The organism is Acidobacteriota bacterium (assembly GCA_012517875.1).
In the GTDB taxonomy this organism is placed as follows: Bacteria; Acidobacteriota; JAAYUB01; order JAAYUB01; family JAAYUB01; genus JAAYUB01.
The window spans coordinates 1-5,285 of sequence record JAAYUB010000042.1 but is presented as its reverse complement, the minus strand read 5'-3'; the positions used below and the strand labels follow the sequence as shown (position 1 = coordinate 5,285).

General features: G+C 67.7%; 6 protein-coding genes. 4 read left to right on the top strand and 2 right to left on the bottom strand.

Features of this window, described 5'->3' with window-relative positions:
* Positions 1 to 72: 72 nt before the first annotated feature.
* Together GX414_05510 and GX414_05505 are read right to left on the bottom strand one after the other, a co-directional pair.
* Positions 73 to 1,035: a DUF362 domain-containing protein gene (locus GX414_05510; protein ID NLI46547.1), complete on the bottom strand. Its 963-nt coding sequence runs from the start codon at positions 1,033 to 1,035 to the stop codon at positions 73 to 75.
* A 275-nt stretch (positions 1,036 to 1,310) separates the two neighbouring features.
* Positions 1,311 to 2,141 carry an OmpA family protein gene (locus GX414_05505; GenBank protein ID NLI46546.1) on the bottom strand — a complete coding sequence of 277 codons (831 nt, stop codon included), beginning with the start codon at positions 2,139 to 2,141 and terminating at the stop codon, positions 1,311 to 1,313.
* 244 nt (positions 2,142 to 2,385) lie between these two features.
* Between GX414_05505 and GX414_05500 the strand changes: the two genes are divergently transcribed.
* The 4 genes from GX414_05500 to GX414_05485 all read left to right on the top strand — a co-directional run.
* The gene (locus GX414_05500) at positions 2,386 to 3,141 is read left to right on the top strand and encodes an SDR family oxidoreductase (protein NLI46545.1); all 756 of its coding nucleotides are present in this window, start codon (positions 2,386 to 2,388) and stop codon (positions 3,139 to 3,141) included.
* A gap of 86 nt (positions 3,142 to 3,227) precedes the next feature.
* Positions 3,228 to 3,794 (top strand): hypothetical protein, encoded by a 567-nt coding sequence (locus GX414_05495; protein NLI46544.1) that lies wholly within the window; start codon positions 3,228 to 3,230, stop codon positions 3,792 to 3,794.
* Between the two features lie 7 nt (positions 3,795 to 3,801).
* Positions 3,802 to 5,118: a beta-ketoacyl-[acyl-carrier-protein] synthase family protein gene (locus GX414_05490; protein ID NLI46543.1), complete on the top strand. Its 1,317-nt coding sequence runs from the start codon at positions 3,802 to 3,804 to the stop codon at positions 5,116 to 5,118.
* Positions 5,111 to 5,285 (top strand): beta-ketoacyl-ACP synthase II (locus tag GX414_05485; protein NLI46542.1); only part of this gene is annotated, 175 nt, incomplete at its 3' end. The genes GX414_05490 and GX414_05485, both read left to right, overlap by 8 nt.

Genomic DNA, 5,285 nt, shown 5'->3' with positions numbered 1-5,285 from the left:
CGGAGCAGGCCGCCGCGGCCAGCAGAAGGGCCGTCGTCCAGGCAACGGCCGCGCCGGAAGCGGGGCGGCCCATCAGAGGGACTTCTCCATGCGCCGGACCCGGCCGGGGTCCTTCTCGCCCAGTCCGTGGGCGGCGGCGCGCTGGATGGCGACAATGTCGCCGGGTTTCAGGCCCCAGAGGGTGCAGCAGTAGCTGTCGATGGCCACACGGTCCGTGCCGGCGACGACCTGCCGCCGCTTGAGCAGCTCGCCGGGGCCGAACGGGCCGTTGGTGATAATGAACTCGGTGGCGTCCACGAGGCAGAGGGCGGGCGTGATCACGGTGTTCAGATCGGCGATGCATTGCTCCAGGTGCGCGATGGAGTCCGGGTTCGTCTGCCAGTCGGCGCGGTGGAAGGTGCGGTTGTTCGACGGCGAGTTCAGTCCCATGAGATTCTTCAGCGTGCCGGTGAATTTGTTGCCGGCATGGTCCTTGGTGATGGGCAGGTTGATGAGGACGTCATGGTCGAAGAAGGCGTCCATGATCGCCGCCTCCTTCAGCGCCTCGCCCCGCGGCACCGGCACCGGGCGGAACCGGGCCGGATCCTTCATGTCCACCAGCACCAGCTTTGCCCCCTCCTCGCGGACAGCCGCAGCCAGGCCCGTGTCGAGCCAGTTCTTCTCGGGAAGCCAGGTGAGGCAGTTCACCTCGCGGGCGCCCGCCGCCCGGCACATCCGGACCACCGCCCGGACGACGGCCGGGCTGGTGTACACCCCCGGGTTGTTCCGCTGGGCGTTGGGCAGGATGGCTACCCGCGCGCCCTTGGGGACGAACTGCGCCATGCCGCCCAGCAGCCGCACTGCCTCGACGGCGGCGGCGGCGTAATCGTCGCCCGTGACCACGGCCAGGTCGGGCCGGGCAGAATGGGTGAGCCGCTCGACAGCGCCGGCGGCCACGGCATGGGCCGCCTGGCTGAAGCGGCCGGCCAGCAGGGCGCCGGCGCCCCAGCCGAGTCCGCGCCGGAGCAGCGACCGGCGATCGAAGCGATGGGTCATGATGGCACTCCTTGAAGTGGAATGGCGACTTCCATTACAGGGTGAATGGATACTAGGATCCGTGTTCTGTGATCCAGGACCCAGAACCCAGATTCCAGGTCCGATTTCCGATAACCGATGACCAATTTCCGCTCGATGTGAACGAATCTACAGACTCGAGCCTCGATCACGATTACGAGTGCGATTACGATGACGATTACGAATTACGAGCACAAAATCCGAAGTCCGATCTCCGAATTCCGATGTCCGATGGCCGCGTTACGGGAACGCACCCCTCACTGCTTCACGAGTTCCACGCGGCGGTTCTTGGCACGGCCCTCTTCGGTATCGTTGCTGGCCACCGGACACAGCGGGCCGACACCCCGGCCGACCAGGCGGGCGGCGGCGATGCCGTGTTTGGTCACCAGCGTCTGGACCACCGCCTCGGCGCGCGCCTGGGACAGCTTCATGTTCAGGTCCAGCGCCGCGACGCTGTCGGTATGCCCGACCACATAGACTTTCAGCGCCGGATCGGCCTGGAGCAGCTTGGCGATCTCCCCCACGGCGGCGTCCGATTCGGGTTTGAGCACGGACTTGCCGGTATCGAAGAAGATGCCCGGGACCTCCACGTGGCCGGTGGTGTTGAGGCCCGCCTTGAACAGCTCGGCGCTGGCGACCACCTCCTGGACCATGGCCTGCTTCTCGACGATGGTCAGAAAATACCCCTTGCCCCAGGCCGTGTCCACCTGCACCCAGATCTCCTTGCCGTCCTTGGCCAGCTTCAGGGTGGTGTAGCGCTGGTCTTCGTACACCGTGGTCCCGCCGATCCGGGCGATGGCCTGCTGGTGGTTGCGGATGATTGCCACCGGCGTCGGGGGTACGCTACCGGTCTTGGTCACATACCGGATTTCGAAGCGCTTCCCCTCCACGGCCGTGGTGGCTTTCGGACCGGTTTTGAAGGCGAACTGGTCGAACTCCGACGTCTTATACACCGTGATGTACATATTTTGCATGCGGGTCAGGACCGGATGGTCCGCGCTGCCTTTCACATCCGTCTCCTGGGCATGGGCACCGGACACACAAAGAGCAAAAACAATCAGGACCAACAACGACCGGATACGGGACATCGGAGACCTCCTCCAGAATCAACATTCACTGTCTGCATGTTAACACAGGGCGATCCCTCATCAACAGGCCATAAACCAGCGGGACGACGACGGTCGCAGCCGTTGGGACGAACAGGGCGAACCGAACAAGCCGATCATTCAGCAACCAGGTCCAAACCGACAACATCAGCCTTGACCGGCCCATGCCTTCACCGCTAGAATGCCCAATTGCGCGGCAACAGTGGTCCTATCAAGTGATAACGACATGAACTTCAACAACACCGTCGCCCTCGTCACCGGCAGTTCGCGCGGCATCGGTGCCGCCATCGCCCGGGCGTTTGCCCGGGCCGGCGCCGACGTGGTGATTAATCACCGGGCGGTGGGCGGCTCCTCGGAAGCCATGGCCGGCGAGTTGGCCGCCGATATCCAGGCGCTGGGCCGGCAGGCGCTGGTGGTCCCCGCCGACATCGCCGACCGGGAGGCCGTCCGCACCCTGATGGCGGCGGTGCGCGAGCGCTTCGGCCGGCTGGACCACCTGATCCTCAACGCCGCCCGCGCTCCGTTCAAACCCATGGAGCGCCTGCTGGACCGGGAACTGCGCGACCTGGTGGAGACCAATTTCGTCGGCCAGGTCCGCTGCCTGCGCGAGGCGCTGCCGCTGCTCGAAGCGTCAGGCGGCCGGGTGGTGTTTGTCTCCAGCCTGGGGAGCCGGTTCTACGCGCCCGAGTACCCGCTCGGGGCCATGAAAGCGGCCATGGAAACGGCGGTGCGGCACTGGGCCGAAAGCCTCCGGCCGCGAGGCATCAACGCCAACGCGGTCTGCGGCGGGATCGTCCGAACCGACGCCTTCAAGGTGCTGCGTCAGGTGTGGGACGGCCTGGACCGCCTACCCGAGGAGCTGTGCGTCGCTCCGGAAGAAATCGCCGACGCCGTGCTGTTCCTCTGCGCGCCGGAGGCGCGGGGCGTGCGCGGCCAGACGCTGGTGGTGGACCGGGGCCTGGCCAACCGGCTGCGGTTCTGAACCCGGCGACGCCGACTCTGTCACGGAGGGGCATGAAGTGGTACAATGGCAGGTCGCCAACGAACATTCAAGGAGCAGATAGACCCATGCAACAGTTGATCAGTCGAACGGATGTGGTGGAGGCGGTGAAACAGGCCGCCGCCGAAACCTTGCGCATCGACGCCGCCACCATCCGGCCGGACCATTCGTTCGTGCGGGACCTCGGTCTCGAATCCCTCGACTTTCTGGATATCGACTACCGGCTCGAGCAGACTTTCGGCATCAAGATGGCCCGACACTTCTTTCTGGAGCACGCCGAGGACTTGTTCGGCGAAGGGAGCGCCATCGACGCGGACGGACGGCTCACGTCCCAGGCCATCGAGCTCCTGAAGAGCCGCTATGACCCGGCCCGTCTGCCCGACTTGTCCAGCGGCCTGGACATGGACCAAGTATCGGGACTCATCACGGTGGACTCCATGTCCGACGCGGTGATGGGCATCCTGAACACCCTGCCGGAGCGGTGCGCCTGCGGCGCCTCCGCCTGGAAGAACGGCGAGGGTCGCCGCATCGTGTGCGGCGCCTGCGGGGCGCCGGCCGCGTACACCAACGGCGACGAGCTCATCCGGCAGTGGCTCACCGAGATTCAGGCCGAACGCAATCTGTTCTCCGCCTAGGGGGCGTATGACCCATCCGCCCGCAGCCGCCAACCCCCAGCCGCCGCGGCGCCGGGTGGTCGTGACCGGCTGCGGCATGATCACACCGCTGGGTCGCACCACCGCCGAAACGTTCGCCCGCGCCGCCGCGGGCGAGTCGGGCATCGGCTACCTGACCCGGTTCGACACCCGCGGCCTGCCGTGCGCCATCGGCGGCCAGATCCCCGATTCATGGCTCGACGACCAAAGCGACGGTTACGCCCGCCGTCACCGGCCGCAGCTCGCCCTCTGCACCCGCTTCCTCCTGGCCGCGGCCGGCGAGGCCGTGACCCAGGCCCGCCTGGATACCCTGCCGGACCGGACACGGCTCGGGATCGCCGTGGGCGCCCACGGCGAGAACCCGTCCGTGGACGCCGCCCTGTTCCTGCACCGCTTCACCGACGGGCAGGGGCACTGGGACACCGCGGCCATCGCCCGCAGCGGCGGTTACGACTTCATGCAGTTCTACCGGCGCAAATCCGACCTGGCCCCGGTAACATTGGCGGCGCGGTACGGCGCCGGCGGACCGAACCTGGCCCTGGTGTCGGCCTGCGCCGCCGGGGCCCAAGCTATCGGCGAGGGGACACGCCTTATCCGCGAGGGGCGCTGCGACGCGATGCTCGCGGGCGGCGCCGAGTCCGCACTCGACTTCGTTGGCATTCTCGGCTTCACCCTGCTCAAGGCCCTGGCCGAGCGCTTCACCGCGCCGGAGCGCGCCTCGCGGCCCTTTGACCGGAAGCGGTGCGGGTTCGTGATGTCGGAAGGCGCCGGCGTCGTCGTGCTCGAGGAGCTGGACCACGCCCGCGCCCGAGGCGCGGCGATCCTCGGCGAAGTGCTGGGCTATGGCGATTCGGCCGATGCCTACCGGATCACCGACACCCATCCGGCCGGCGAAGGGGCCGTGCTGGCCATGCGCGGGGCCTTGGCCGACGCCGGCCTGACGCCTGAAGCGGTGGAGTACGTCAACGCCCACGGCACCTCGACCGTGCAGAACGACGTCACCGAAACCCGCGCCATCCAGACGGTGCTGGGCGAACACGCCCGGAACGTCGCGGTCAGCTCCAACAAGTCGATGCTGGGCCACACCATCGCCGCCGCCGGCGCCATCGAGTGCATCCTGTCGCTGGAGGGGATGCGACGCGGCGTGCTGCTGCCCACCATCAACTACGAGTTTCCCGACCCCAAGTGCAACCTGGACTACGTGCCCAACACCGCCCGCCTACGGGCGCACCGGGTGGTTCTGTCCAACTCGTTCGGCTTCGGCGGCCAAAATGCCTGCCTCTGCCTGGGGCGATGGGATGAGTGAACGCGTGGTCATCACCGGCGCCGGGTTCGTCTCCGCCCTGGGCGGCGATCGCGCCGCCACCTGGGCCGCGCTGGACGCGGGCCGCTCGGGGGCGGCGCCTGTGGCCGGCTTCGACGCCCGCGGCTTCGCCTGCCGCCGCGCCGCCCAGGCCGCGGCTCCCGACGCGG